Source organism: Rhizobium sp. SAFR-030, assembly GCF_059415005.1.
Genome location: NZ_JBPFDO010000001.1, coordinates 1 through 24,565, shown reverse-complemented (window position 1 = coordinate 24,565; position 24,565 = coordinate 1). Strand labels below are relative to the sequence as shown.

28 protein-coding genes and 1 riboswitch are annotated in these 24,565 nt (G+C 64.7%); of the genes, 13 read left to right on the top strand and 15 right to left on the bottom strand.

Annotated elements, in window-relative coordinates; translation table 11 throughout:
• Positions 1-60: 60 nt before the first annotated feature.
• Positions 61-888: a nucleoside triphosphate pyrophosphohydrolase gene (mazG, locus tag ACR65N_RS00140; RefSeq protein ID WP_440455303.1), complete on the bottom strand. Its 828-nt coding sequence runs from the start codon at positions 886-888 to the stop codon at positions 61-63.
• A gap of 29 nt (positions 889-917) precedes the next feature.
• Complete coding sequence (locus tag ACR65N_RS00135; protein WP_440455302.1) at positions 918-1,520, bottom strand: deaminase; 603 nt, start codon at positions 1,518-1,520, stop codon at positions 918-920.
• Between the two features lie 280 nt (positions 1,521-1,800).
• Between ACR65N_RS00135 and ACR65N_RS00130 the strand changes: the two genes are divergently transcribed.
• The 4 genes from ACR65N_RS00130 to ACR65N_RS00115 all read left to right on the top strand — a co-directional run bounded on the left by ACR65N_RS00130 (position 1,801) and on the right by ACR65N_RS00115 (position 5,314).
• The gene (locus tag ACR65N_RS00130) at positions 1,801-2,115 is read left to right on the top strand and encodes a DUF2849 domain-containing protein (protein ID WP_440455301.1); all 315 of its coding nucleotides are present in this window, start codon (positions 1,801-1,803) and stop codon (positions 2,113-2,115) included.
• An 8-nt stretch (positions 2,116-2,123) separates the two neighbouring features.
• Positions 2,124-3,794, top strand: coding sequence for a nitrite/sulfite reductase (locus ACR65N_RS00125; RefSeq protein ID WP_440455300.1), 1,671 nt, complete (start codon positions 2,124-2,126; stop codon positions 3,792-3,794).
• A gap of 14 nt (positions 3,795-3,808) precedes the next feature.
• Positions 3,809-4,312, top strand: a complete 504-nt coding sequence (locus ACR65N_RS00120; protein WP_440455299.1) for a DUF934 domain-containing protein — start codon at positions 3,809-3,811, stop codon at positions 4,310-4,312.
• Positions 4,313-4,489: 177 nt separating this feature from the next.
• On the top strand, positions 4,490-5,314 hold the full coding sequence (locus ACR65N_RS00115; protein ID WP_440455298.1) for a ferredoxin--NADP reductase: 825 nt from the start codon (positions 4,490-4,492) through the stop codon (positions 5,312-5,314).
• A 43-nt stretch (positions 5,315-5,357) separates the two neighbouring features.
• Here the strand turns inward: ACR65N_RS00115 and ACR65N_RS00110 are convergent, their stop codons facing one another.
• Together ACR65N_RS00110 and ACR65N_RS00105 are read right to left on the bottom strand one after the other, a co-directional pair.
• Positions 5,358-6,512 carry a GGDEF domain-containing protein gene (locus ACR65N_RS00110; protein WP_440455297.1) on the bottom strand — a complete coding sequence of 385 codons (1,155 nt, stop codon included), beginning with the start codon at positions 6,510-6,512 and terminating at the stop codon, positions 5,358-5,360.
• A 226-nt stretch (positions 6,513-6,738) separates the two neighbouring features.
• Positions 6,739-7,128, bottom strand: a complete 390-nt coding sequence (locus ACR65N_RS00105; protein WP_440455296.1) for an ArsR/SmtB family transcription factor — start codon at positions 7,126-7,128, stop codon at positions 6,739-6,741.
• Between the two features lie 228 nt (positions 7,129-7,356).
• Here ACR65N_RS00105 and ACR65N_RS00100 point away from each other — a divergent pair, with 228 nt between their 5' ends.
• The gene (locus tag ACR65N_RS00100; RefSeq protein WP_440456090.1) at positions 7,357-8,250 is read left to right on the top strand and encodes a dihydrodipicolinate synthase family protein; all 894 of its coding nucleotides are present in this window, start codon (positions 7,357-7,359) and stop codon (positions 8,248-8,250) included.
• An 89-nt stretch (positions 8,251-8,339) separates the two neighbouring features.
• Here ACR65N_RS00100 and gcvP read toward each other — a convergent pair whose 3' ends face one another.
• The 3 genes from gcvP to gcvT form a co-directional block, all read right to left on the bottom strand.
• Positions 8,340-11,204: an aminomethyl-transferring glycine dehydrogenase gene (gene gcvP, locus ACR65N_RS00095; RefSeq protein WP_440455295.1), complete on the bottom strand. Its 2,865-nt coding sequence runs from the start codon at positions 11,202-11,204 to the stop codon at positions 8,340-8,342.
• Positions 11,204-11,566 carry a glycine cleavage system protein GcvH gene (gene gcvH / locus ACR65N_RS00090; RefSeq protein WP_440455294.1) on the bottom strand — a complete coding sequence of 121 codons (363 nt, stop codon included), beginning with the start codon at positions 11,564-11,566 and terminating at the stop codon, positions 11,204-11,206. Before gcvH ends, gcvP begins: the two co-directional genes overlap by 1 nt.
• Before the next feature lie 75 nt (positions 11,567-11,641).
• Positions 11,642-12,778 carry a glycine cleavage system aminomethyltransferase GcvT gene (gcvT, locus tag ACR65N_RS00085; RefSeq protein WP_440455293.1) on the bottom strand — a complete coding sequence of 379 codons (1,137 nt, stop codon included), beginning with the start codon at positions 12,776-12,778 and terminating at the stop codon, positions 11,642-11,644.
• A gap of 155 nt (positions 12,779-12,933) precedes the next feature.
• A riboswitch (glycine riboswitch) is annotated at positions 12,934-13,021 on the bottom strand.
• A gap of 158 nt (positions 13,022-13,179) precedes the next feature.
• On the opposite strand from gcvT, the gene ACR65N_RS00080 reads away from it, so the two are divergent.
• Positions 13,180-13,548, top strand: a complete 369-nt coding sequence (locus tag ACR65N_RS00080; RefSeq protein WP_440455292.1) for a hypothetical protein — start codon at positions 13,180-13,182, stop codon at positions 13,546-13,548.
• Between the two features lie 71 nt (positions 13,549-13,619).
• Complete coding sequence (locus ACR65N_RS00075) at positions 13,620-14,684, top strand: copper chaperone PCu(A)C domain-containing protein (RefSeq protein ID WP_440455291.1); 1,065 nt, start codon at positions 13,620-13,622, stop codon at positions 14,682-14,684.
• 55 nt (positions 14,685-14,739) lie between these two features.
• Here the strand turns inward: ACR65N_RS00075 and ACR65N_RS00070 are convergent, their stop codons facing one another.
• On the bottom strand, positions 14,740-15,015 hold the full coding sequence (locus ACR65N_RS00070) for a hypothetical protein (RefSeq protein WP_430303529.1): 276 nt from the start codon (positions 15,013-15,015) through the stop codon (positions 14,740-14,742).
• 114 nt (positions 15,016-15,129) lie between these two features.
• Between ACR65N_RS00070 and crcB the strand changes: the two genes are divergently transcribed.
• From crcB to ACR65N_RS00040, 6 genes are all read left to right on the top strand, one after another.
• The gene (gene crcB, locus ACR65N_RS00065) at positions 15,130-15,507 is read left to right on the top strand and encodes a fluoride efflux transporter CrcB (protein WP_440455290.1); all 378 of its coding nucleotides are present in this window, start codon (positions 15,130-15,132) and stop codon (positions 15,505-15,507) included.
• A gap of 94 nt (positions 15,508-15,601) precedes the next feature.
• Positions 15,602-16,588 carry an RluA family pseudouridine synthase gene (locus ACR65N_RS00060; RefSeq protein WP_430303532.1) on the top strand — a complete coding sequence of 329 codons (987 nt, stop codon included), beginning with the start codon at positions 15,602-15,604 and terminating at the stop codon, positions 16,586-16,588.
• 1 nt (position 16,589) lies between these two features.
• A complete protein-coding gene (locus ACR65N_RS00055; protein WP_440455289.1) occupies positions 16,590-17,243 on the top strand; it encodes an HAD-IA family hydrolase in 654 nt (217 codons plus the stop codon).
• A gap of 11 nt (positions 17,244-17,254) precedes the next feature.
• Entirely contained in the window at positions 17,255-18,043 is a 789-nt protein-coding gene (locus tag ACR65N_RS00050; RefSeq protein ID WP_440455288.1) for an ATP12 family chaperone protein, read from the top strand.
• A gap of 101 nt (positions 18,044-18,144) precedes the next feature.
• Positions 18,145-18,585 carry a hypothetical protein gene (locus ACR65N_RS00045; RefSeq protein ID WP_440455287.1) on the top strand — a complete coding sequence of 147 codons (441 nt, stop codon included), beginning with the start codon at positions 18,145-18,147 and terminating at the stop codon, positions 18,583-18,585.
• 182 nt (positions 18,586-18,767) lie between these two features.
• Complete coding sequence (locus tag ACR65N_RS00040; RefSeq protein WP_440455286.1) at positions 18,768-19,160, top strand: DoxX family protein; 393 nt, start codon at positions 18,768-18,770, stop codon at positions 19,158-19,160.
• Positions 19,161-19,215: 55 nt separating this feature from the next.
• Here ACR65N_RS00040 and ACR65N_RS00035 read toward each other — a convergent pair whose 3' ends face one another.
• The 7 genes from ACR65N_RS00035 to ACR65N_RS00005 form a co-directional block, all read right to left on the bottom strand.
• Positions 19,216-20,235, bottom strand: coding sequence for a hypothetical protein (locus tag ACR65N_RS00035; RefSeq protein WP_440455285.1), 1,020 nt, complete (start codon positions 20,233-20,235; stop codon positions 19,216-19,218).
• A 78-nt stretch (positions 20,236-20,313) separates the two neighbouring features.
• Entirely contained in the window at positions 20,314-20,628 is a 315-nt protein-coding gene (gene sugE / locus ACR65N_RS00030; RefSeq protein ID WP_440455284.1) for a quaternary ammonium compound efflux SMR transporter SugE, read from the bottom strand.
• A gap of 157 nt (positions 20,629-20,785) precedes the next feature.
• Positions 20,786-21,619, bottom strand: coding sequence for an S-formylglutathione hydrolase (gene fghA / locus ACR65N_RS00025; protein WP_440455283.1), 834 nt, complete (start codon positions 21,617-21,619; stop codon positions 20,786-20,788).
• A 36-nt stretch (positions 21,620-21,655) separates the two neighbouring features.
• The gene (locus tag ACR65N_RS00020) at positions 21,656-22,318 is read right to left on the bottom strand and encodes a DUF1345 domain-containing protein (protein WP_440455282.1); all 663 of its coding nucleotides are present in this window, start codon (positions 22,316-22,318) and stop codon (positions 21,656-21,658) included.
• Positions 22,315-22,785, bottom strand: a complete 471-nt coding sequence (locus ACR65N_RS00015) for a YaiI/YqxD family protein (RefSeq protein ID WP_440455281.1) — start codon at positions 22,783-22,785, stop codon at positions 22,315-22,317. The genes ACR65N_RS00020 and ACR65N_RS00015 overlap by 4 nt, the downstream gene beginning before the upstream one ends.
• A 48-nt stretch (positions 22,786-22,833) precedes the next feature.
• Positions 22,834-24,060, bottom strand: coding sequence for a class I SAM-dependent methyltransferase (locus tag ACR65N_RS00010; RefSeq protein ID WP_440455280.1), 1,227 nt, complete (start codon positions 24,058-24,060; stop codon positions 22,834-22,836).
• A 115-nt stretch (positions 24,061-24,175) separates the two neighbouring features.
• On the bottom strand, positions 24,176-24,565 hold a 390-nt coding region (locus ACR65N_RS00005), incomplete at its 5' end, for a zinc-binding dehydrogenase (RefSeq protein WP_440455279.1).

Sequence of the window (24,565 nt, the reverse complement as noted above, 5' to 3'; positions counted from 1 at the left end):
TGACTGCTTCACCATCCCGAATCGTCAGGCGGTTCCGACCCGACCTTCTAATATATCGACTTACTGACGTTCAAGTGCCTTCGCGGCTTGCCACAGCGCTTCCATGCGCTCCAGACCTGCCTCCGCCAGTTTCCCGCCTTCTTGTTCAAGAGATTTTTCTATGTGCCGAAAGCGCCTGCGGAATTTCGCATTGGTGCCGCGCAGCGCCTGCTCCGGATCTGCATCGACATGGCGACCGATGTTGACGAGCGCGAAGATCAGGTCGCCAAGCTCGTCACTGATCTTGTCGGACTTGCCGCTGCGCAGGGCCTCGCGCAGTTCGCCGATTTCCTCCTCGATCTTGTCGAGGATGGGTTCCGCTTCCGACCAGTCGAATCCGACTTTGGCGGCCCGTTGCTGCAACTTCAACGCCTCCGTCAACGCCGGCTGACTGCGGGCGACAGAGCCGAGATGGCCGTGCCCGCCGGTCTCGACGATCCCGCGGCGCTCCCGGCGCTCGGCCCGCTCACGCTTCTCCGTAGCCTTGATCTCGTCCCACTGCAGCTTGACGGCCTGCGGCGTCGCGACATCGGAGCGCGCAAACACGTGCGGATGGCGGCGGATCATCTTGGTCATCACGGCCTCGACGACATCGCCGAAAGAGAACTCGCCGAGTTCGGACGCCATCTGCGCGTGGAAGACCACCTGGAAGAGGAGGTCGCCAAGCTCGTCCTTGAGGTCGTCCATGTCGTTGCGCTCGATCGCATCGGCAACTTCGTAGGCCTCCTCGACCGTATAGGGCTTGATCGTCTCGAAGGTCTGCTCGACGTCCCAGGGACACCCTGTCTGGCGGTCTCTCAGCGCCGCCATGAGGTCGAGAAGGCGCATGACGTCCTTGGATGGCTGCATGGAATATGTCCTTGAGGTGTCTCTGACAATCAGTTGAGCGGGATGGCGTTGTCGCCCTTGCCGGCCTGGTAGGTGTCGGAAAGCTGGTCGTAGCGCTGGCGGATGCCGGCGATGCGATCGGCGAGCGGCTGCCGCACCCGGTTGTCTTCGAGATGCACGAGATCGGCGATCGCATGAGACTGCCAGAAGGCATTGCTGCGCCGGTAGCCGCCCGGTTCAAGCCCAAAAACTTCCTTGAGGATCTTCAGGTCGTGCGGAATGGAGAACGCGTCGCGCGAATCTTCATGGCTGAAGAAGTAGTAGAAATTATCAAAGCCGGCCCAGGTGATCGCCGACATGCACATGGTGCAGGGTTCGTGCGTCGACAGAAAGATCAGATCGCGCGTGTCGGGCTTTTCGCCCAACTCGTAGAATCGCTTCAGCGTGTGGACTTCCCCGTGCCAGAGCGGGTTCTCCAGCTCGTTGTTGGTCTCGGCAATTACCAGCGACAGATCCGATTTGCGCAGGATCGCCGCGCCAAACAGCTTGTTGCCGGCCGCAACCCCACGCTCGGTGAGCGGCAGGATGTCGTGCTCGATCACGTCCAGCAGACGGGTGGCAAGCGATGGCTGCGGGGAAATCGGCCGGGGCATGGGTTACCTCTGGGATTGGCTGGGGCAAGCATAATCGCAGGACCGTGCGGTTGAAACGGTTTTTCCCGCCCGGGGCGTGGATGCGTGTGGAGAACCGTGGCTGATGGTGCGAGCGGCGCATTTTTTTCCGCATACGGGCTCTGCCGGAACAGAAATACGCACGCCCCCTCCTGAGGAGATTTGCGTTCCTTCAATCCGGTGGATGTCTCTGGCATACTCGCGATCCTGAGATGGGTGGACCTTGAGCGGGCCGCACCCGAACCGAACGGGATCCGACGACATGACCGACAAGGTGCTGACCGCAAACCGCCTGACCGACGGCATCGCCGTCTGGCTGGACGCTAGCGGACGATGGACCGAACGCCTGCAGGACGCGCTGGTGGCACGCCATCCGGAAGCTGAAGCTTCGCTGGAGACGATCGGAAAGCGCGACTTCTCCGATAATCTTGTCGTCGACGTCAATGTCATCGAAGTCGAGGAGGTGGCCGGCGTGATCCGTCCGCTCCGCCTGCGGGAGCGTATTCGCGCCGCCGGTCCGACGATGGATTATGCAGACGGCTACGCCGCTGCCGATCCCGCCTTTATTGCAGCCTGAGGAATTCCATGTACCGCTACGATGAATTCGACCACGCCTTTGTCACAAGTCGCGTGGAGCAGTTTCGTGATCAGGTGGAACGTCGCCTGTCGGGCGAACTGGCGGAGGATGCCTTCAAGCCGCTGCGCCTGATGAACGGCGTCTATCTGCAGCTGCATGCCTACATGCTGCGCGTCGCCATTCCCTACGGGACGCTGAACGGCCGGCAGATGCGCATGCTGGCGCATATCGCCCGCAAGTACGACCGTGGCTACGGGCACTTCACCACGCGCCAGAACATCCAGTACAACTGGCCGAAACTGTCGGACACGCCCGATATTCTGGCAGAGCTGGCGACCGTCGAGATGCACGCGTTGCAGACCTCCGGCAACTGTATCCGCAACGTCACCGCCGACCATTTCGCCGGTGCCGCAGCCGATGAAGTCGCCGATCCGCGGCCCTACGCAGAAATCCTGCGCCAGTGGTCGTCGGTCCATCCGGAATTCTCGTATCTGCCGCGCAAGTTCAAGATCGCCGTCACCGGCGCCGAGCGCGATCGCGCCGCCATCCAGGTTCACGATATCGGCCTCCACCTGAAGAAGAACGAAGCCGGCGAGATCGGCTTTGCCGTCTATGTCGGCGGTGGCCAGGGCCGCACGCCGATGGTGGCGAAGAAGATCCGCGACTTCCTGCCGGAGCAGGACCTGCTCTCGTACACGACGGCCATCATGCGCGTGTACAACCTGCACGGCCGGCGCGACAACAAGTACAAGGCGCGCATCAAGATCCTCGTTCACGAGACGGGTGCCGAGGAACTGGCGCGCCAGGTGGAAGAGGAATTCGCCCATCTGCAGGGCACCGAGCTGAAGCTGCCGGACGCCGACATCCAGGCGATCACCTCCTACTTCGCTCCCCCCGCCATGCAGGATCGCCCGGAAGGCTGGGCGCAGCTTGCCGGCTGGAAGAAGGCCGATGCCGAGTTTGCCCGCTGGGTGGATCAGAACGTCCAGCCGCACCAGCATCCGGACTACGGCATGGTGACGATCTCGCTGAAGCCGATCGGCGGCATTCCGGGCGACGCCTCGGACGTGCAGATGGATGCGATCGCCGACATCGCCGAGGAATACGCCTTCGACGAGATCCGCATCAGCCACGAGCAGAACGTCATCCTGCCGCATGTGGCGCTGGCCGATCTGGAGCCTGTCTACCGGGCGCTGGTGGCGCAGGGACTGGCGACAGCCAATGCCGGCCTGATCACCGATATCATTGCCTGTCCCGGCTTGGACTACTGCGCGCTGGCGAACGCCCGCTCCATCCCCGTGGCCCAGGAACTCTCGACCCGTTTCGGCTCGCCGGAACGGCAGGCGGATATCGGCGAACTGAAGATCAAGATCTCCGGCTGCATCAACGCCTGCGGCCACCATCATGTGGGCCATATCGGTCTCCTCGGCGTTGAGAAGAAGGGCGCCGAGCTCTACCAGATCACGCTGGGTGGTTCGGGCGACGAGCACACCTCGATCGGCGAGATCGTCGGGCGCGGCTTTGAGCCTGAGAAGGTGACCGACGCCGTCGAGAAGATCGTCGACACCTATCTCGGCCTGCGCCAGTCGAAGGAGGAGACCTTCCTTGCGGCCTACCGCCGGGTCGGACCTCAGCCGTTCAAGGACGCGCTCTACGGCCAAGCGGCGGAAGCGGCATAAGGATGACCACGAACATGACGCGCATCTGGAACGAGAACGGCTTCGTCGAGAACGACCCGTGGATCGTCGAGACCGACGATGTGAAGGCGATCGGCGATGAGCGCCCGCTGCTCTCCGTCGATCAGCTGATCGAGCAGGCCGACGCCAGCAACGAGGTCGGCTTCGGCGTCGTGGTGCGGCCTGCCGACGATGTGCGGCGGCTGGAGCCCTATCTCTACCGCCTGGAACTCGTCGCGGTCGAGTTCCCCGCCTTCAGCGACGGCCGTGGTTTCAGCCATGCCTCGCTGCTGCGCGAGCGGCTGGGTTACAAGAACGAACTTCGCGCCATCGGCGATGTGCTGATCGACCATGTGCCGCTGATGCTGCGCTGCGGCTTCGACAGCTTTGCCGTCAGCAACCCGACTGCCCTGAAGCGTCTGTCGGAGAACCGCCTGCCGGGGATCAACGAGCATTACCAGCCGACGGCGCGGACTGCACAAGCCGGCGAGGCCTATAGCTGGCGGCGGCGATCCGCCTGAGGCGGGCCGGTCCGTAGAACTCCTGCCGACACTCTCCACCGCCCGTTTATCTTGAGCGGATCAACCTTATTTTCTGCGAAGCGTGCGGCATATCAACGCCGATGCCTTCAAAACCTGGCTTTGATGGTATATCTCGCCTGCGCAGACCGAAGTGAAGAAGAAAACGAGACGACCGGTATGAACGTTTCCGCAAAGACCGAAGAATTCGCCCCCAAGGCTCCGGCCGCCATCCCGGATGGCGTCTATGCCGAGACCGTTCTGGCGGTCGAGCACTACACGGATCATCTGTTCCGGTTCCGCATGACCCGGCCGGCCGGCTTCCGCTTCCGCTCCGGCGAGTTCGCCATGATCGGCCTGATGGTTGGCGAAAAGCCGGTCTACCGCGCCTATTCGATCGCCAGCCCCGCCTGGGACGAGGAACTGGAGTTCTTCTCGATCAAGGTGGCCGACGGTCCGCTCACCTCGCACCTGCAGAAGATCCAGCCCGGCGATACGGTGCTGATGCGCAAAAAGCCGACGGGGACGCTGGTTCTCGACGCTCTGACGCCGGCAAAGCGCCTCTACATGTTCTCGACCGGCACCGGCATTGCGCCGTTTGCCAGCCTGATCCGCGACCCGGAAACCTACGAGAAGTTCGAGGAGGTCATCCTCACGCACACGTGCCGCGAGGTCGCCGAGCTGAAATACGGCTTCGACCTGATGGAAGAGATCCGCAACCACGAATTTTTGGCCGAACTCGTCGGTGACAAGCTGAAGCACTACCCGACCGTCACCCGCGAGGCCTATCCGTTCCAGGGGCGCATCACCGACCTGATGGAGAGCGGCAAGCTCTACACCGATCTCGGTCTGCCGCCGCTCGATCCCGCTGTCGACCGCGGCATGATCTGCGGCTCGACCGCGATGCTGAAGGATACCAAGGAACTGCTGGAGCGCGCCGGTCTGACCGAGGGCGCCAACAACAAGCCGGCTGAATTCGTCATCGAGCGCGCCTTCGTCGGCTGACCACCGACCTGTCACTTCGACTGGAGATCGATGAGGCCGCCTTCTATTCGGCGGCTTGCGATGCACGATCGAGGTAGGTCACCCAGTTGCGGCCCGCGGCCTTCGACCTGTAGAGCGCCGCATCGGCACGCGACAGGGCCTGCTGGAACGCTTCTCCCTCCGCATGTTCGGTCAAGCCGAAGCTTGCCGTCACGGGATGGTCGGTGGCGATGTCGGGAAAGCTTGCCGGGATCTCCGCATGCAGGGCCTCGATTCGACGCCGGGCCTCCGACAGCGGAACGTCCGGCAGCAGCAGCACGAACTCTTCTCCCCCTATCCGCGCCACCGGGCCAAGCGTCCCGAAGCGCTCCTCCAGCAGCCTTGCGAAGCGCTGCAGCACCGCGTCTCCCACCGCATGTCCGAGCCGGTCGTTGATCGCCTTGAACCGGTCGAGATCGGCGAGCGCCACGATCGTCGGATGGCGGCTGCCGGACCTGCGGTGCAGTTCGCCGATCCGCTCCTCCAGCCCGCGCCGGTTGAGGAGGCCGGTCAGCGGGTCGCGGATCGCCTGCTCGCGCAGGTCGCGGGCAAGGTCGGCCGATACCATCAGCAGGGTCATGACGCCGGTGCCGATCATGCCGGTCGGCGTGCCGATCGACAGCACCATGACGAAAAAGGATTCGCCGGCGGTACCGCCGCTTTTGGCAAGCCAGGCGGCCAATCCGACGCTTGCGGCATAGAGGCCGTAGATGGCGAGCAGCGCCTGAACCAGAAGCACCCGAAGACCGCGATTGCCAAGCGTTGCGATGATCACCGCGATCATGGCGGCATCGGCCAGGCCGGTGATGATCCGCAGCGATGTCCGCCAGCCGTCGACGTCGAGGATCCAGAAGCCCAGTAGCAGCAACGTCGAGACAAGCCAGAGCAGGGTAACCAGCCAGTGGCTGCGCTGCGCCCGGCTGCGGAAGCCTGCCGCAAGCAGCGTGAAGCTGGCGACCGACGTGTGGCAGGCAAGCATCGCGAAGAACGGCACGGCGGCCGGCCACACCAGCGGCGTCCCGATCCGCATGCCGTGGCCGACGGCGGCTGCGATGAACGACAATGCCCACAGCATGGCGTAACGCTTGAGCCCGAACGCCTGCCACGCGGCGAGCAGGGCAATCCCGAAGAGCAGGCAGATGAAGACGATGCTGAAGGAGGAAACGGTGGCTGCGGTCATGGACTGTGATGATATCGGCGACGTGTGGAACAGAAATTCGAAAAAGCCTTGTAGGGCCGCAATCGTATCCGCGCGAGAGGAAATGTTCGGTCGCGGACATTGCATTCGCCGACATCACCCAAACGTGTCTTGCGCGGACGCACTTCGCTCGGGGGCCGGTCCTGCCTGGCGGCCGGAGGTCATCTTGAGGCGCATGTGCTGCTCTGCTCAGAGACAGGCCTATCCGTCAGTCCGTGCCGGCCGCCTTCGACCGGTTTCCCCGCTGTTTGGCTGACGATGGCGAAGCGGCGGCTTCAGCGCGTAGCAACCGCTGCATCTCTACCAGCCGCCCGTTCCAGAAGCCTTCGTAGAAGCTCAGCCAGGCATGCGCATCGGCGAGCGGCTCTGGCTCCAGCCGACAGACATGCGTGCGACCGCGAACCTCGCGGCGGACGAGCCCGGCACCCTCCAGCACCTTGATATGCTTGGAAGCGGCGGCCAGCGACATGTCGAAAGGCTCGGCCAGTTCGCTGACCGTGCGCGGTCCGCACGACAGCGACAGCAGCATGCGCCGCCGCGTCGAATCGCCAAGCGCGTGAAAGACCGCGCTGATCTCATGGGTTTCGAGCTCAACCATGTGGTTGAACGTGCGCCCGCGGGCAATGAGTGTCAACCAATTGGTTGAGCGTGCGCGTAACAGACCGTTCAGAGACCTCGGCTGCGCTTATGCCTGGTTTCGAGAGGCGCGCTTGCGGGAGCCAACGGGGCGCCTATGCTTCGAGGGCGGGGCGGTAGCCGTCCGATTCGCAGGATTGGAAGCAAGCCCGCAGCTTACACGAGCCTTCACCAGCCAAGGAGAACTCCGCTGTCCCCCTTTCACGGTCTTTCCGCCTTTCCCCTGACCCCGGCCAGCAGCGATGGCGACATTGATGTGGGACGGTTCGGAGCGATGATTTCGCGGATCGCCGCCGCCGGCGTCGGTTCAATCGGCGTGCTGGGCAGCACCGGCGGTTATGCCTACCTGACGCGCAAGGCCCGGATGCGTGCGGTGGAGGTCGCCGTCCATCATGCCGGTCATGCGGTCCCGGTCATTGCCGGTGTCGGGGCACTGCGCACCGAGTGGGCGGTGGATCTGGCGCGCGATGCGGCGAAAGCCGGTGCCGACGGCCTGCTGCTGGCGCCGATGTCCTACCTGCCGCTGACCGAAGAAGAGGTGTTTGCCGAGTTTCTCGCGGTGGCCGAGGCGACCGACCTGCCGCTCTGCATCTACAACAACCCGACGACGACCCGCTTCGCCTTCAGCGATCACCTGATCGCCCGGCTGGCGGAGGTGGAAACGATCGTCTCCGTGAAGATGCCGCTGCCGGCCAATCTCGACCTCTCCGGCGAACTGCAGCGCCTGCGCGGCCTCGTGCCGGCCGATTTCTCGATCGGCTATAGCGGTGACTGGGGCGCTGCCGACAGCCTTCTGGCCGGTGGCGATGCCTGGTTCAGCGTCGTTGCGGGACTGCTGCCGGAGTCGGCACTGCGGCTGACGCGGGCGGCGATGTCCGGGAGCGTCGAAGAGGCACGCAGGCTCGACGCTGCCTTTCAGCCACTCTGGACGCTGTTCAGGACGTTCGGCAGTTTTCGCGTGATGTACATGATCGGCGACATTCTGGGCCTTGAGCCTGGCAACCCGCCGCTGCCGATCCTGCCGCTGCCGGCCGCGCAACGGCCGCAGGTCGAAGCGGCAGTTGCGACTGTGCTCGACCTCTGACGGAACGAGAACCGGCGAGGGGCCGGCAAAAAAATTCCCGGCCACCGGCCGGGAATGATTGTTGCGATGGTCCTGGGCTAGGCCTGCGCTTACTCGGCAGCTTCCGCGTAGGCTTCCATCGGCGGGCAGGTGCAGATGAGGTTGCGGTCGCCGAACACATTGTCGATGCGGTTGACCGGCGACCAGTACTTGTCGACGCGAAGCGAACCGGGCGGGAAGCAGGCCTGTTCGCGGGAGTAGGGACGGTTCCACTCGCCGACGAGGTCTTCCACCGTGTGCGGGGCGTGCTTGAGCGGGTTGTTGTCCCGGTCCATCTTGCCCTCCTCGATCAGCCTTGCCTCGGCGCGGATGGCCAGCATCGCATCGCAGAACCGGTCGATCTCGGCCTTGGTTTCCGATTCTGTCGGCTCGATCATCAGCGTGCCGGCAACCGGCCAGCTCATCGTCGGGGCATGGAAGCCGCAGTCGATCAGCCGCTTGGCGACATCGTCGACCGTGACGCCGGCAGAGGCTGCGAGCGGCCGCGTGTCGATGATGCACTCATGCGCCACGCGACCTGCCGCCGACTTGTAGAGCACGTCATAGGCGCCGGTGAGCCGGGCGGCAATGTAGTTGGCATTGAGGATCGCCACCTTGGTCGCCTGCGTCAGACCTTCGCCGCCCATCATCAGGCAGTAGGACCAGGAGATCGGCAGGATCGATGGCGAGCCGAAGGGAGCTGCCGACACCGCGCCCTCGCGTCCGTCCTCTTCCGGATGCCCCGGCAGATAGGGCGCCAGATGCGACTTCACGCCGATCGGGCCCATGCCGGGACCACCGCCGCCATGCGGAATGCAGAAGGTCTTGTGCAGGTTGAGGTGGCTGACGTCGGAGCCGATGTCGCCGGGCCGCGACAGGCCGACCATGGCATTCATGTTGGCGCCGTCCAGATAGACCTGGCCACCGTGCTCATGGGTGATCTCGCAGATCTCGCTCACCGTCTCCTCGAACACGCCATGCGTCGACGGGTAGGTGATCATGCAGGCCGCGAGGTTTGCGGAATGCTGTTCGGCCTTGGCGCGGAAATCGTCGAGATCGACGTCGCCGTTTTCGCGCGCCTTCACCGGAACCACCTTCATGCCGACCATCTGCGCCGAGGCGGGATTGGTGCCGTGCGCGGAGGTCGGGATCAGGCAGACGTCGCGATGCGCGTTGCCCTGGGCGATGTGGTAGTTGCGGATGGTCAGGAGGCCCGCATATTCGCCCTGCGCGCCGGAGTTCGGCTGCATCGACACGGCGTCGTAGCCGGTGATCTGGCAGAGCTTCGCCGACAGGTCGTCGATCATCTCCTTGTAGCCGAGCGCCTGTTCGGGCGGGCAGAAGGGATGCATGTCGGAAAATTCCGGCCAGGTGATCGGCAGCATTTCCGCAGTCGCGTTGAGCTTCATGGTGCACGAGCCGAGCGGGATCATCGCCCGGTCGAGCGCCAGATCCCGGTCCGAAAGCCGGCGGATGTAGCGGGTCATCTCGCTTTCGGCACGGTTCATGTGGAAGATCGGATGCGTCATGTAGGGCGAGGTGCGCAGCAGATCCGCCGGCAGCCGGTAGTCGGCATCGAAGTCAGAAACGGCAAAGCTGCCGCCGAAGGCGCGCCAGACGGCCTCCAGCGTCACCGGCCGGGTACGCTCGTCGAGCGACATGCCGATCTTCGTCGTGCCGACCTTGCGCAGGTTGACGCCTTCGGCCACGGCGGCGCGCAGGATCAGGCCCTGCATGTGACCCACCTCAACCGTGATGGTGTCGAAGAAGCTGCCCTGGTCGATGGTGTAGCCGAGCTTCTCGAGGCCCTTGGCCATCAGCACGGCCTTCTTGTGCACCTGCTGGGCTATCGCCTTCAGGCCTTCCGGACCGTGAAACACGCCGTACATGGAGGCCATGACGGCGAGAAGCACCTGGGCGGTGCAGATGTTCGACGTCGCCTTTTCGCGGCGGATATGCTGCTCGCGGGTCTGCAGGCTGAGGCGGTAGGCGCGGTTGCCGCGCGCATCGACCGAGACGCCGACCAGGCGGCCTGGCATGGAGCGCTTGTGGGCGTCCTTGACCGACATGAACGCCGCGTGCGGACCGCCGTATCCCATCGGCACGCCGAACCGCTGCGAGGAGCCGATGGCGATGTCGGCGCCCATTTCTCCGGGCGACTTCAGGAGCGTCAGCGCCAGGAGGTCGGCGGCGACGGCGGCCACGGCACCGGTCTGGTGCAGGCGGGCAATCAGGCCGGTGAAGTCATGCGCGTGGCCGTGGGTGCCCGGATACTGGAAGATCGCGCCGAACACGTCGACCGGATCAAGATCCGTCATCGGGTCGCCGATGATGACCTGCCAGCCGAGCGGCGCGGCGCGGGTCTCGATCAGCGCGATCGTCTGCGGATGGCAGGCGGCATCGACGAAGAAGGCATTGGCCTTGGATTTCGCCTGTCGCTGGCAGAGCGCCATGGCTTCGGCCGCAGCGGTCGCCTCGTCGAGCAGCGAGGCGTTGGCGACGTCGAGGCCTGTCAGGTCGCAGATCATTGTCTGGAAGTTCAAAAGCGCTTCCAGGCGGCCCTGGCTGATTTCCGGCTGGTAGGGCGTATAGGCCGTGTACCAGGCGGGGTTTTCGAGAATGTTGCGCTGGATGACCGGCGGCGTGATGGTGCCGTAATAGCCCTGGCCGATCAGCGAGGTGAGCGGCTGGTTCTTGTTGGCGGTCTCGCGCAGGCGGTCGAGCGCCTCGCGTTCGGTGAGCGCCGCACCCCATGCCAGCGGCTCGCGCTGGCGGATGGTCGACGGCACGGTCGCATCGATCAGCGCATCGAGCGAGCGATAGCCGACCACCTTCAGCATCTCCGTCATTTCCGACGGCGAGGGGCCGATATGCCGGCGATTGGCAAAATCGTACGGCTGGTAATCGGTGAAATGGAAGTCGCGGGTATCTGACATCAGGCGATCAGCTCCTTGTAGGCAGCCTCGTCCAGAAGCGCGTCGGCATCGGCAACATTCGACAGCTTCAGCTTGAAGAACCAGCCCTTGCCCTGCGGGTCGGAGCTGACCAGCGACGGGTCGGCGGTGATCGCATCGTTGATCTCGACGATCTCGCCGGCCAGCGGACAATAGACGTCGGATGCCGCCTTGACGCTTTCAACGGTCGCGGCTTCGCCGTTCTTGTCGAAGCTGGCGCCAATCTCGGGAAGCTCGACGAACACCAGGTCGCCGAGCTGGTCGGCAGCGTGCTGGGTGATGCCGACGGTGGCGACGTCGCCGTCGAGCTTCAGCCATTCGTGTTCAGCGGTGAATTTCAGCATGGAAAGATCCTCTCTGGAAGGGACTTGTCGTTATCGGACGTGGGACGCGGAAGCGCACTGCGCCCGTTGATTGCGTTAGCGCTTGTAGGTCGGCGTGATGAAGGGCAGGGCGGAGACCACCACCGGCAGATACTTGCCGCGCACTTCGGCGAAGACCGTGGTACCCGCGGCTGCAAGCGCGCTCGGCACGTAGCCCATGGCGACCGGTCCCTCGACAGAGGGGCCGAAGGTGCCGGACGTGACTTCGCCGATCGGCTCCTGACCTTGCGCATCGGCGAACAGCTTCGCATGAGAGCGCACCGGAGCCTTGCCCTCCGGCTTCAGCCCCACCCGGCGACGCGCGGTCCCGTTTGCGAGTTCCTCAAGGACGCGGGTGGCGCCCGGAAAGCCGCCGGCGCGGTCGCCGCCGGTGCGGCGCACCTTCTGGATCGCCCATTCAAGCGAGGCCTCGATCGGCGATGTCGTCGTGTCGATGTCGTTGCCGTAGAGGCAGAGGCCGGCTTCCAGCCGCAGCGAATCGCGGGCGCCAAGCCCGATCGCCTCGCAGTCCTCATGCGCCAGCAGGGCGCGCGCCAGTTCCTCGGCCTTGTCGGCGGGAACGGAGATCTCGAAGCCGTCCTCGCCCGAATAGCCGGAGCGCGAGACGATGCAGGCAGCGCCGGCGAGTGAAACGTCGCGCACGTCCATGAACTTCATTGCCGTGACGTCGGGGTTCAAGGCGGCAAGCACCGCTTCGGCCGCCGGCCCCTGGAGGGCGATCAGCGCCCGGTCGTCGAGCAGGTCGACGGAGCAATCCGAGAGATGCGCCTTCATGTGGGCGAGGTCTGCGTCCTTGCAGGAAGCGTTGACGACGACCAGCAGGTGATCGCCGCGATTGGTGATCATCAGGTCGTCGAGGATGCCACCATTGGCATCGGTGAAGAAGCCGTAGCGCTGCCGGCCCGGCTTCAGGCCGAGGATATCGACCGGCACCAGGGTTTCGAGCGCCCGGGCGGCATCCTCATAGCTGCCGGAGGAGGCGCGGATGATCACCTGCCCCATATGGGAGACGTCGAACAGCCCGGCCTTAGCGCGGGTCTGCAGGTGTTCCTTCATCACGCCGCCCGGATATTGCACCGGCATGTCATAGCCGGCAAATGGCACCATGCGGGCACCGAGCGACAGATGAAGGGCGTGAAGCGGAGTGTGAAGCAGAGGGCCGGTATCGGTCAAATAAGCCTCCAGGGCATGTGCGGGCGATGCCGCATGGGCTCAGTATCTGGCGCTCTGGCGCGCCGTTCGTGAGCCCCCTCTGTCCTTCGCGCCTGAGATTGTTATCCCTTCGGCGAGCCCCCGCAGCAAGATAAGGGCTTCTCTCCAGAGTTCCTAGAATCCCGCTGGTCCTTTTGCCTGAGAGTTTCCGGGGCGGTTGCTCCTTCGGCGCCGCATCGAAGCGGTTTCTCCCAGCGGGGTTGCGCTCATTATGGGCGAGACCCCCTGCTTGGCAAGAGGCAAGTTCCGGTAATTCTGTGGGAGGAGACGCACGCCTTGAGAAACGGCCGGTCCTGCCGCGACAACAGGGCTTTTGCGGTCGCATCCGAATTGCGCTATGCGGGAGCTGAAGGAGAGCGTGAATGGTCGCAAGACACCAGGCATGGGTGAACGTGCTGCGCATCGTCTGCGCCACGGTTTTCCTGTCGCTTGGCCTGGCTCATCACGTACCGGCGCGCCCCACCATGGTGCTGGGCGACGAGTATCGCCTGCCGGACGGCTCGTTCGCCGAACGCTGTGGCGAACACGCGGACCAGCCGGCGCACGCCTTGCCGACCTTTTGCGAATTCTGCCTGCTGTCGGCCTCACTGCTCCTGCCGCCACCCGACGATGATCGCTGGCGTCCGAGGGATCGCAGCGTACTGGCCAACCCGCTTTTTCACGTCGACATCAGGCTGAGCTGGCTGTCGATCCCGATGCCGCGTTCTCGGGCCCCGCCATCCGCCGCTTGAACGGGCTCGAAGACCTTTCGACAAATTGACGCGGCTGGAGACCAGGGTCTCGCCGCATGGGGATTTCAGACATGAACACAATGACTACGCGCTCCCGGCTTGGCGCCTGCCTTGCCACCCTTTCGCTCGCAACGATCGGCGTCGCCACGGAGGCGCAGGCGCATGTGAGCTTCGTCACCGCAACGGCAAAGCCCGACGCGACGGTTGTGCTGCAATTGCAGGTGCCGCATGGCTGTGACGGCAAGCCAACCAACGAACTGCGGATCAAGCTGCCGGACGGCTTCTACGCAGCTAAGCCGCAGCCCAAAGCCGGCTGGACGCTGGAGATCATCCAGGGCGATTACGTCGAGCCCTTCGACGATCACGGCACGCCGATGACCTCCGGCGCGCGCGAGATCCGCTGGAAGGGCGGCGACCTGCCGGACGACAACTACGACACCTTTGTCATCCAGGGGCGGATTGCCGGCGTCGCGAGCGGCAGCAGCCTCGCCTTTCCGACCACGCAGCTCTGCGGCTCGCAGACCGAGGCCTGGGATCAGGTGGAGGCATCCGGCACCGATCCGCATACGATGAAGAACCCGGCGCCGATGGTCAACGTCGTGGCGGAAGGTGCCCAGCCCTCCGCAGAGCACCACGATCACGCCGGAATGCATGCGGGCATGGACATGGGCGCAATGGAAACAGCCGGGGCGGAGACGGCCGCGGCCAGTGAGCCCAAGGTGGGTGCCGCTGCGACTGCGACACAAGCCTCGCTGACGGTGTCCGACGCCTATCTCAAGGCCATGCTCCCCGGACAGCCGGTCGGCGGCGGCTACCTGACGATCGCCAATGCCGGATCCTCGGACGACCGCCTTCTGTCGGTCACCTCGGGGCGTGCCGGGGTGGTGGAGATGCACGAGATGGCGATGAACGGCGACGTGATGACGATGCGCAAGCTCGACAAGGGGATCGTCGTTCCGGCCGGCCAGACGGTCGAACTGAAGCCCGGCGGCCTGCATCTGATGTTCATGCAGGTGGGGCAGCCGTTCAAGATGGGCGAGACGGTACCGGTGACCTTGAGCTTCGAGAGGGCGGGACGGATCGAGCTGGCATTGCCGGTCGAATCGGCCGCGCCCGGCGCGCGCAGGAAGAAGTGACGACAGAGGTCGGCCAGGGAGAAGCGCTGCGGGATCGGAGCAGGATCCCGAGCGCTCAAATTTCCTTGTAGGCGTTCTCGGCGTGCCGCAGGCTGGTGTGCCGCTGCTGCTGGCCGCCCAGTCCGCCGGCCGTCAGGTCGAGCGCCAGCGTCACGGCGGGGATCAGGCCCGCTGCCGCATCGCTTTCCGTGCCGGCCCTGCGCGTCTCGTTTCGCTCGGCTTCGACCCGAGCGTCCTTGACACGGTCGACGGTTGCCACGCGGCGGGCGGGTTTGGCGGCATCCATGGCGTAGGCGGCGGTGGTCGCCGAAACAGAAACTACTTGTGTCATGCCGCGCTCCATCGCCTTAAACGGTCGAGGCTAGGCGAGGGGCATTCGGCTTCTGTTAAGGAATTTGGTGGCTTTTAAGCGATCGCGTCCTTTTTCCTCCGACGGAGCGATGTCATGGTGAATGTTCTGCTCGTGGCTGCCGGCGGCGCTTTCGGCTCCGTCTGCCGCTATCTCACCGGGCTGCTGATGACGCGTCTGCTGGGACCGGCTTTTCCGTGGGGAACGCTGACCGTCAATCTCGTCGGTTCGCTGGCCATCGGTTTCCTGACCGAACTCGTCGCCACCCGGCTGAACGCGTCGGTCGAGATGCGCCTGCTGATTGTTGTCGGTGTGCTCGGCGGCTTCACCACCTTCTCGTCCTTCTCGCTGGACACGGTTGCCCTCGTCGAACGGGGCCAGATGCCGGCGGCGGTGGGCTACGTGATTGCAAGTGTTGGCCTGTCGCTCGTCGCCACCTTTGCCGGGCTCGCCATCGGCCGCGCCGTTCTCTGAGGCGACACCGCCGATTTCGGCTTTCCCTTCGCCGTCGAAATCATCTAAAGGCTGGGGAAAAGGGCTGAGGCCCGTTCACAACGAAAGAATTGAGATGGCAGGCATCGAACATATCAGCGTCGAGGCGGACGAAGCTGGCATGCGCCTCGACCGCTGGTTCAAGGTGCATTATCCAGGCCTCGGCTTTGGTCCGCTGCAGAAGCTGCTGCGCTCCGGCCAGGTGCGCGTCGATGGCGGGCGGGTGAAATCCGATGCACGGGTGCAGCCGGGGCAGGTGGTGCGCGTGCCGCCGCTGGATGTCGACGCCAAGAAGACCGGTCCGATCGTCGGCAAGGAACTGAAGCATTCGAGCGACTTCCAGTTGCTGTCGCGCATGGTGCTGCACGAGGACGACAAGGTGATCGTGCTGAACAAGCCGGCCGGCCTTGCCGTCCAGGGCGGTTCGGGCGTCGCCCGTCACATCGACCAGATGCTCGACGCGTTCATCAGCCCGAAAGGCGAACGGCCGCGGCTCGTTCACCGGCTCGACCGGGACACGTCCGGCGTCCTGGTGATCGCCAGAACCCGCGGCGCGGCGCAGAAGCTGACCGCAGCATTTCGTGAGCGCGACACCAAGAAGACCTATTGGGCGCTCGTCCGCGGCGTTCCGCGCAAGCACGAGGACAAGCTGTCCAGCTGGCTGGTCAAGGAACAGACGCCCGATGGCGACCGGATGCGGATCGCCAGGCACGGCGAGGACGGCGCCGATCACGCGATCTCCTATTACCGGGTGATCGATACGGCGGCCCAGAGCCTCTCCTGGCTGGAGATGGAGCCCTATACCGGCCGCACGCATCAGCTGCGCGTCCACGCCCTGTCGATCGGTCATCCGATTATCGGCGATCCGAAATATTTCATCGACGCGCCCAACTGGGATTTTCCCGGCGGCATCCAGAAGCGGCTGCATCTGCACGCCCGCCACATCGACATCCCGCATCCGACCGGCGGCCGGTTGCGGGTGACGGCGCCGCTTCCGCCGCACATGGTGCAGAGCTGGAACCTGCTCGGCTTCGACCAGACGGACGGCAAGCAGGAGGACTGACATGAAACTGGTCCTCTTCGATTTCGACGGCACGCTGATCGACAGCGCCGAACTCATCCACGAGACCATGCGGCGAACCTTCCGCCACTACGGCAAGACGGAGCCGACGCTCGACGACACCAAGTCGATCATCGGGTTGACGCTCGACATCGCCATATCGCGGCTGGACGGCAAGCCGCATGTGGATGACGAGGCCGGCGAGATGATGGCCTATTACAAGTCGCTGTTTTCGACGGTGCGCACCGACCTCGACTTTCGCGAGCCGCTGTTTCCCGGCATCCGCGAGGTCCTCGATGATCTTTTCGGCCGCCCTGACATGCTCGTCGGCGGCGTTACTGGAAAGTCCCGCCGAGGGCTGAACTTCGCGCTCGACACGCATGGTTTCGGACCGCATTTCATCGTTTCGCGGACGGCCGACGACTGTCCCTCGAAACCGCATCCGGCGATGGTCAACGAGTGCTGCGACGCCACCGGCATCGCGCCGGCCGATACCCTTGTCATCGGCGATGCCATTTACGATATGCAGATGGCCAAGGCAGCCGGGGCAACCGCCATCGGCGTCTCCTGGGGCTATGCCTCCGTCGCGGGCTTGCTGGCTGCCGGCGCCGACCACATCATCGACCATCCGCGTGAGCTTTTGAGCCACCTCGGCTGAGGAAATTCCCAATGAGAGAGTTGTTCGACCCGCCCCAGGAGCTGAGCCATCCGGATCCGACCCGCCGGGCGCAGATCCAGATGCACAAGCCGCTGCCGAAGCGTTTCTACACGGATGTCGGCGTGGCTGCGGGCACCGACGGCTATGCCATCCAGCTAGACGGTCGACCGGTAAAGACCCCCGCCAAGCAGGCGCTGCAAGTGCCGACCGATGCTCTGGCACAGCTCATTCGCGACGAGTGGGCGGCCCAGGGCGAATTCATCGATCCGGCGACCATGCCGATCACCCGTCTCGTCAACACCGCAATCGACGGCATCGCCAATGATCGCCAGGCGGTGTTCGACGACATCCTAAAATTCTCCGGCAGCGATATGCTCTGCTACCGTGCCGACAGCCCGACCGAACTGGTTGAGCGGCAGGCCCAAGCCTGGGATCCGATCCTCAACTGGGCTGCCGAGGAGCTCGGTGCCCGGTTCATCCTCGTCGAGGGTGTCATGCCGCAGGATCAGCCGCGCGAGGCGATCGATGCTCTGGCGGAGGCACTTCGCCGCTACGACACGCCGATCGAACTTGCAGCACTGCACACGGTGACGACGTTGAGCGGCTCGGCGCTGCTCGCCATCGCCTTCGCCGAAGGCTTCATCGATGCCGACGAAACCTGGCGGCTCGCCCATCTCGATGAGGACTGGACGAACGAGCACTGGGGCATCGATGCGGATGCGGCCGCACGTCGCGACAAGCGGCTGGTCGAACTGCAAGCGGCGGTCGCTGCCTTTCAATCCGTTCGGATCACTGCTTAACCGGATTCTAACCCTGTTTTCGGATCATCCGGGAGAATTGTTCCCGGTGGTCCATGCACGCGTCTTCGGCCCGATTAGTCCTTGTCTGCCTCGCCTGGCTGATGCTGAGCAGCTTCCGGCTGCACACGGCGGAGGGTGGCGGCGATCCGCTGCTCTATGATGTGCGCGGAGCCTTCGTGACCGGACCTCCGGCGATCTCCCGCATCCTGGTGGGCGAAACCGACCGGCTGGTTGACCGGTCGATCCGCGCAACGGTCCGTAAGACGGCACTGCCGCGCGCCATCCTCACCATCCGCATCGTCGAGACCGGCCATCTGCCGCTGGTGGTCGGCGGACGCTTTCGCGCGAAAGTGACGGTCGAAGCAACCGCCGTCGGCAATGGTGAGAAGATCGCCGCCGGCGGTTTCACCATCTCCACCTTCGCGCTCGACGGACGGCACGCGCAGGCACGGCTTGCCGAACGGATCGCCCAGCGGGTTGCCAGCGAATTCCGGCTTCAGGAGGCTGGCCCGGCGACGCTGGCGACGGCGCTCTTCCCGTAAGAGATAAAGCCCTCGGCGGGCGTGCCGTACCTGCATGGGCATCGTGTGCCTAAGAAAACCTGCGTAAAAGTGACGCGGCGCGGCGCGATCAACCCGTTGTGATGAGCCGCGAGTTTACGTGACTCCCTATTGTTGCGGTGCAGCGATAACCGTCGGGCGTGGAACATCACACAGGAGAGGTCATGTCGTTGTCTGCACGTCTCAATGCCTATCAGCCGCAGGCGCTTGCCGTCCTGCGGATCATTACCGCGCTGCTGTTCATCGAACACGGCACAATGAAGCTGTTCGCCTTCCCGGCGGCGCAGATGGAAGGTCCGCTGCCGCCGCTGCTGCTGATCGCAGCACTCATGGAAGTCATCGGCGGCCTGCTGATCGCCGTCGGGCTCTTCACTCGCCCGGTGGCCTTCCTGCTCAGCGGCCAGATGGCGGTCGCCTACTTCATGGCGCATGCGTCGAAGGGCTTCTACCCGAGCCTCAACGGCGGCGAGCTGTCGATCCTCTACTGCTTCATCTTCCTCTACCTGGTCTTTTCCGGTCCGGGCGCCTGGTCGGTGGACAATCGCAGCAAGGCCTGATCAGCCGAGCATGCGTGCTTGAAAGCTCCCGTGCCTGCCGGCATGGGAGCTTTTTTCATGGCGCGGCGATCCAGTCAGCCAGCCGGCCGGCGACCTTCTGGTTCATCAGGTACCCATAGAGGTCGTGCGGATTGGACGTCTGTCGGCCATTCTTGACGTCCTGGTAGACCCAGCAGTTGTAGATCTTGGTGTCGGTGATGCTCGATGGAGCGCCGGGCTTCGGCATCGTCCGGTAGATCGGCGCGATCCGCTCGATATGCGCGACGTAATCGTCCTGCGCGTAGAAATTGGCCCAGGTGCCGATCTGGCCTGTGGGATATTTGTCATCCTCTGAATAGCGGCCGTCGAGCAGATTGCGCCGCACGCCCGTCTCCCCCAGCGGATTGCCGATCGTCAGCCACAGCGCGACGCGGTTGCCGCGGTTGCGCAGGGCCGCATACTCGCTCATGTGCGCGTATTTCCAAAGGATGTCGTAGGCCACCATGCAGCCCATGCTGTGGGTGAGCAGGCAGATGTCGTCACCGTCCGATAAGGCCGCCTCGAGCGTTTCGCTGAGCCGCGCCCTGATCTCGGAGCCGATACTGTGCGAGGTGAGGTAGGCGCCGAGATCCGCGGTCGCCTGGTTGATAAGCCAGGTGTTGAGCAGTCCGCCGGTCAGCAGAGCGCCGAACAGGCTCACGGCGTCCGCTGCCTCGTCGAGCAGCTTCCAGTCGTCCGATTGCTGCAGCACCTTCTTGTAGGTTGCGGCATCGAAGCGTGGATAGGCGTGCTCGGTCAGGGCGAAGGCATCCTCCAGCGGAGCGGACGGGAAGCAGGCGGCGTTGCCGAAGGCCGGATCCTTCGCGGTCAGCTTCTTCCGCGTGCCCGCGTCGGCTTTCGACAGGATGCGGTTGTTGATGTCGCCGTAATAGGCAAACGACACCTTGATGCGGCCATCGGAGAGCGCCGGCGCCTGATCTTGCCGTCCCGCCCGCCTCAGGCCGCTGGCGAGCGCCTGATGGCTGAGGGCGATCAGCGCCTCGCGCGATGGCTTGATAGACCGCCCATGGACCAGGATCAGATGTTTGCGTGCCATCGCGCGTCCCCCAACCGCCACTCGCCACCTTCGGGTAAGATGATACGCGCATGGCGGGCAGTGTCCAGAGATCTCGCCTCAGCTCGTCAGCTTCAGCCCGGCGATGCCGGCGAGGATGAGGCCGATGCAGGCGATGCGGGCAAGGCTTGCCGGATCGCCGAACAGGGCGATGCCCAGCGCCACGGTGCCGACCGTGCCGATCCCCGTCCAGATCGCGTAGGCGGTGCCGACCGGCAGGTCGCGGATCGCAAGCCCCAGCAGTCCGATGCTGGCGATCATGCAGGTGATCGTGAGCACCGACGGCACGAGCCGTGTGAAACCGACGGTATATTTGAGGCCGACTGCCCAGCCGCACTCGAGGATGCCGGCGAGGAAAAGATAGAACCAGGGCATGAAGTCGCTCCTTGATCATAAGAAGCGAGGCCGTCCCCGCGGGTTCATGGCACCGGGTTCGGCCGGTGCACGCGGTCGTCCGAGTGGGCTTGATGTGGGACATCGGCTGCCGGCTTCAAGGCCGGCAACCGCCGAAATTCGATTGTTGTCGATCGGGCTAGAGCAGTCTCTCCGCATGCCAGCGCAGATGATCGTCCATGAAGGTCGAGATGAAATAGTAGGAGTGATCGTAGCGCTCGTGCATCCGCAGGGTCAGTCCGATGCCGGTCCCGTCGATCGCCTCCTCGAACAGCCAGGGCCGCAGCCCGCTGTCGAGAAAGCTGTCGGCCTTGCCCTGGTCGATGAGGAACTCCGGGAAGCGTGCCCCGTCCCGCACCAGGGCGCAGGCGTCGTATGGGCGCCAGGATGCCTGGTCGGAGCCGAGATATTTTTCGAGCGCCGGCGCAGACCAGTCGGCGGTCGAGGGCTCGACGATCGGCGCAAACGCCGAGCAGCTCTTGAAGCGGTCGGGGTTCTTCAGCGCGATCGTCATCGCCCCGTGGCCGCCCATCGAGTGGCCGAAGATCCCCTGACGCTCCAGGTCGACCCGGAACTGTTCGGCGACCAGCGCCGGCAGTTCCTCGGTGATGTAGCTGTACATCTGATAGTGTTCCGCCCACGGCGCCTGCGTCGCGTCGAGATAGAAGCCGGCGCCCTTGCCCATCTGCCAGTTGGTCACCTCGTCTGCCACGTCGTTGCCGCGCGGGCTGGTATCCGGGCAGACGATGATCAGGCCGAGCTCGGCTGCCAGCCGACGGTACTCGCCCTTTTCCATGACATTGGCGTGGGTGCAGGTGAGGCCGGAGAGGAACCACAGGACCGGTCGCGGCTCGGCGATCGCCTGCGGCGGCACGAAGACGGCAAAGGTCATCTCGCAGCGGCAGGCTTCAGACATGTGCTGAAAGACGCCTTGCATGCCGCCGAAGGCGGTGTTCTGTGACAGGACTTTCATGGATAGACCTCCTTTGCAGGCGTTGCGGGTTGGGCGTCAGCCGGCCAGCGCCACGGCGGCGTTGACGGCCGCGGCGACGAGAACCGTGTTGAAGAAGAAGGCAAGCACCGCATGGGCGAGGTTGATGCGCCGCATCTCGGTGGTTGTGATCGTCACGTCCGAAGTCTGGGCCGTCATGCCGATGACCAGCGAAAAATACAGGAAATCATAGGCGGCCGGTTCCGGCGTCTCGGGAAACTGCAGGCCGCCCTGCAGCTGAAGCGTGCCGTCGGCCCCCTCGCGGCGGCGCCAGTAGTGATGGGCGTAGTGCATGGCGAACATCGTGTGGATGGTCAGCCAGCCGCCGATCACCGACAGGAAGGCAAGCGTCACCTCGAAGAGGCTCGGATCATGCGCCCGGTTGAGGGCGTTGAACAGGGCCGCGACCGCAGCGGCAACGGCCAGCACGGTGACGATGAGGATGGCGTAGGCGGGCGCATCGTCGCGCTCGCGGCTGGTCTTCAGCCGGGTGACGCTGAGACGCGGAATGCGGGTGGCAATCATCGCCAGGTAGACGACGAAGAACAGGATCGCGGAGACTTCGACCGAAACCCGCGGCGCCAGGTAAAGCAGCACGCCGAGGCTGACGATCCCTGTCAGCCCGGCCGCATAGAACGGGCTCTGCCGGCGGTGGTGCCACGCAAGCGAGGTGTCGCTCATCCGCGTTCCGCCGACTGTTGCGCGCCGATCGCCTTGGCACGCCGGCACAGCCGGTCGAAGGTCGACAGGAAGGCCGAACGGTCGCGCGGCGCAAAGGGCGCGTTGTAGCCCTTGCTCTCGCCGGTCTCGCGCAGGTGCTGGCCAAGATCGCGCATGGCGCTGGCCATGCCGATATTCGTTTCGTCGAACTGCCGGCCGGTCGGTCCGGTGACCATCGCGCCGGCCGCCACACAGCGCACGGCAAGCGGCACGTCGGCCGTCACCACCACGTCGCCGGAACCGGCCCGCTCGGCGATCCAGTCGTCCGCCGCATCGAAGGCGCCGGACACGATGACGTTCTTCACCATCGGATCGCGCGACGGCCTGAGGCCGGAATTGGCGACGAACGTCACTTCGAGGCTGTGGCGTTCGGCGACCTTCAGCACCTCGGGCTTCACCGGGCAGGCGTCGGCATCGACATAGATCAACTCAGGCTCTCCTCGCAGTCGGGAAAGGCAGATTGCACGCACCCGCCATCAGTTGGTCCAGCCGATCGCATGGACGTCGCCGTCGAACGCAAGTCCCGCCGACGTTTCGACGAATTCGAGCGAGGCCGGCAGGTAGGGCCGAAGACGGTCCACCGGCGGCAGCGCCTGCTCGAAGGTCGGCAGGGCGATGCTTCGCTTCACCAGCAGAAGGTAGATCCGCCCGTCGTCGGTCGTCAGTTGCACGTCGCGGCAGTCGAAGCCGGCCGCAGCGAGGTGATAGAGGATGAGCCCGCTGCTCCAGATCGACAGGTCGCCGGTCACCAGCGGGTACCGGAGCGCCGGCACCGCAAGCGCCAGCGTTCCACCTTCTGCCAGCAAGACATTCAGCTGACGCAGGAAGGCCTGCGGATCCGGATGGCGTTGTAGGAGATCGATGGCGATCAGGCAGTCGAAATCGCCGTCTGCAGCACCGGGCTGCGGCACGTCCCGCCGCAGCGTGACGTTCGGTGACAGGTGCGCGGTGGCCTCCGAGCCGACCACCGCGGTGACCTGCTCGACCCTTGGCGACAGGAGCGCCAGCCGCGCCAGATCCTCGCTGCCGAGATCCAGCACCGACCGGACGCGCTGGCTATTGAGCAGTCGCGTCAGCAGCGGGCCTGCGTCCAGTTGTGGATAGGCATTGGCGGGCGGCTCGATGCGGCGGCCACCGTTTGCCTGGCGGGCAGCGATGTCGAGCCGCGACTTCAGCATCCGGTTTTCCCGCTGCAGCGGCTTCAGCACCTGGTGCATCATGGTCTTCAGCCGCTCGACCTGAACGGCATAGGAACTGGAGTCTGTGGCGTCGAGAACGGCGTGCGGATCCTCATCCTTGCGCCGTCGCGTCGGGAAGGCAACCACCGGAGGATTGCCGGCTGGGCTGCCGATCGCCGGCTCCGGCAGCACCTGCGTCGGATCGACGGAGGATCCGTGCCGGGCGGGCGCTGCACCATGTTCGCGGCCGGAAAACACGAACGAGAAGTCGCAGTCGACATGCTGTGCGTCGGGCCCGTCGATGCTGATCGCGGCATGCACGCCATCGACCGAGGCCACCCGTGCCTGGCAGCCGGATGTCTGCGTGTCACCGGTCAGCTGCGTCATGCCGCCGGCAACCTCGATCAACGGCGGCTGGAAGACGATCAGGTAGCGTCCGGCGGATTTGCGGGCAACGTGGAAGCCCTGGCCGCGCAAAACGCTGCCGTCCGCCTTCACCGAGCCAGATACGATACGCTCCGACATGCCTGCTCCTGCTGTTCGCCCACCTGCGGACGGTAACCGTCCGCTGGCAGAAAGACGCCCGGATCTGTTGTTCTGGGCGTCCTTTCGAGATCGTCGAAGGGCAATACGATGCCGGTCAGTATAGCACAACCGAGCGAATGCTCTCGCCCGAATGCATGAGCTCGAAGCCCTTGTTGATGTCTTCGAGCGGCATGGTGTGGGTGATCATCGGGTCGATCTCGATCTTGCCGTCCATGTACCAGTCGACGATCTTCGGCACGTCGGTGCGGCCGCGCGCGCCGCCGAAGGCGGTGCCCATCCAGGTGCGGCCGGTGACCAGCTGGAACGGTCGCGTCGAGATCTCCTGGCCGGCACCGGCAACGCCGATCACCACCGACTTGCCCCAGCCGCGATGCGAGGCCTCGAGCGCCTGGCGCATGACCCTGGTATTGCCGGTGCAGTCGAAGGTGTAGTCGGCGCCGCCGATCTGGTCGGCACCGCGCTTGGTCATGTTGACGAGGTAGGG

What these genes read in the sequence shown, in the direction of transcription:
- crcB (WP_440455290.1), top strand. Translation starts at nt 15,130, where the DNA reads ATGGTGAATGTTCTGCTCGTGGCTGCCGGCGGCGCTTTCGGCTCCGTC.
- ACR65N_RS00105 (WP_440455296.1), bottom strand. Translation starts at nt 7,128, where the DNA reads ATGGTTGAGCTCGAAACCCATGAGATCAGCGCGGTCTTTCACGCGCTT.
- gcvP (WP_440455295.1), bottom strand. Translation starts at nt 11,204, where the DNA reads ATGTCAGATACCCGCGACTTCCATTTCACCGATTACCAGCCGTACGAT.
- ACR65N_RS00070 (WP_430303529.1), bottom strand. Translation starts at nt 15,015, where the DNA reads ATGACACAAGTAGTTTCTGTTTCGGCGACCACCGCCGCCTACGCCATG.
- ACR65N_RS00010 (WP_440455280.1), bottom strand. Translation starts at nt 24,060, where the DNA reads ATGTCGGAGCGTATCGTATCTGGCTCGGTGAAGGCGGACGGCAGCGTT.
- ACR65N_RS00035 (WP_440455285.1), bottom strand. Translation starts at nt 20,235, where the DNA reads ATGGCACGCAAACATCTGATCCTGGTCCATGGGCGGTCTATCAAGCCA.
- ACR65N_RS00040 (WP_440455286.1), top strand. Translation starts at nt 18,768, where the DNA reads ATGTCGTTGTCTGCACGTCTCAATGCCTATCAGCCGCAGGCGCTTGCC.
- ACR65N_RS00050 (WP_440455288.1), top strand. Translation starts at nt 17,255, where the DNA reads ATGAGAGAGTTGTTCGACCCGCCCCAGGAGCTGAGCCATCCGGATCCG.
- gcvH (WP_440455294.1), bottom strand. Translation starts at nt 11,566, where the DNA reads ATGCTGAAATTCACCGCTGAACACGAATGGCTGAAGCTCGACGGCGAC.
- ACR65N_RS00020 (WP_440455282.1), bottom strand. Translation starts at nt 22,318, where the DNA reads ATGAGCGACACCTCGCTTGCGTGGCACCACCGCCGGCAGAGCCCGTTC.
- ACR65N_RS00125 (WP_440455300.1), top strand. Translation starts at nt 2,124, where the DNA reads ATGTACCGCTACGATGAATTCGACCACGCCTTTGTCACAAGTCGCGTG.
- sugE (WP_440455284.1), bottom strand. Translation starts at nt 20,628, where the DNA reads ATGCCCTGGTTCTATCTTTTCCTCGCCGGCATCCTCGAGTGCGGCTGG.
- ACR65N_RS00045 (WP_440455287.1), top strand. Translation starts at nt 18,145, where the DNA reads ATGCTGAGCAGCTTCCGGCTGCACACGGCGGAGGGTGGCGGCGATCCG.
- ACR65N_RS00060 (WP_430303532.1), top strand. Translation starts at nt 15,602, where the DNA reads ATGGCAGGCATCGAACATATCAGCGTCGAGGCGGACGAAGCTGGCATG.
- ACR65N_RS00130 (WP_440455301.1), top strand. Translation starts at nt 1,801, where the DNA reads ATGACCGACAAGGTGCTGACCGCAAACCGCCTGACCGACGGCATCGCC.
- ACR65N_RS00115 (WP_440455298.1), top strand. Translation starts at nt 4,490, where the DNA reads ATGAACGTTTCCGCAAAGACCGAAGAATTCGCCCCCAAGGCTCCGGCC.
- fghA (WP_440455283.1), bottom strand. Translation starts at nt 21,619, where the DNA reads ATGAAAGTCCTGTCACAGAACACCGCCTTCGGCGGCATGCAAGGCGTC.
- ACR65N_RS00075 (WP_440455291.1), top strand. Translation starts at nt 13,620, where the DNA reads ATGAACACAATGACTACGCGCTCCCGGCTTGGCGCCTGCCTTGCCACC.
- ACR65N_RS00110 (WP_440455297.1), bottom strand. Translation starts at nt 6,512, where the DNA reads ATGACCGCAGCCACCGTTTCCTCCTTCAGCATCGTCTTCATCTGCCTG.
- ACR65N_RS00120 (WP_440455299.1), top strand. Translation starts at nt 3,809, where the DNA reads ATGACGCGCATCTGGAACGAGAACGGCTTCGTCGAGAACGACCCGTGG.
- ACR65N_RS00055 (WP_440455289.1), top strand. Translation starts at nt 16,590, where the DNA reads ATGAAACTGGTCCTCTTCGATTTCGACGGCACGCTGATCGACAGCGCC.
- ACR65N_RS00135 (WP_440455302.1), bottom strand. Translation starts at nt 1,520, where the DNA reads ATGCCCCGGCCGATTTCCCCGCAGCCATCGCTTGCCACCCGTCTGCTG.
- mazG (WP_440455303.1), bottom strand. Translation starts at nt 888, where the DNA reads ATGCAGCCATCCAAGGACGTCATGCGCCTTCTCGACCTCATGGCGGCG.
- ACR65N_RS00080 (WP_440455292.1), top strand. Translation starts at nt 13,180, where the DNA reads ATGGTCGCAAGACACCAGGCATGGGTGAACGTGCTGCGCATCGTCTGC.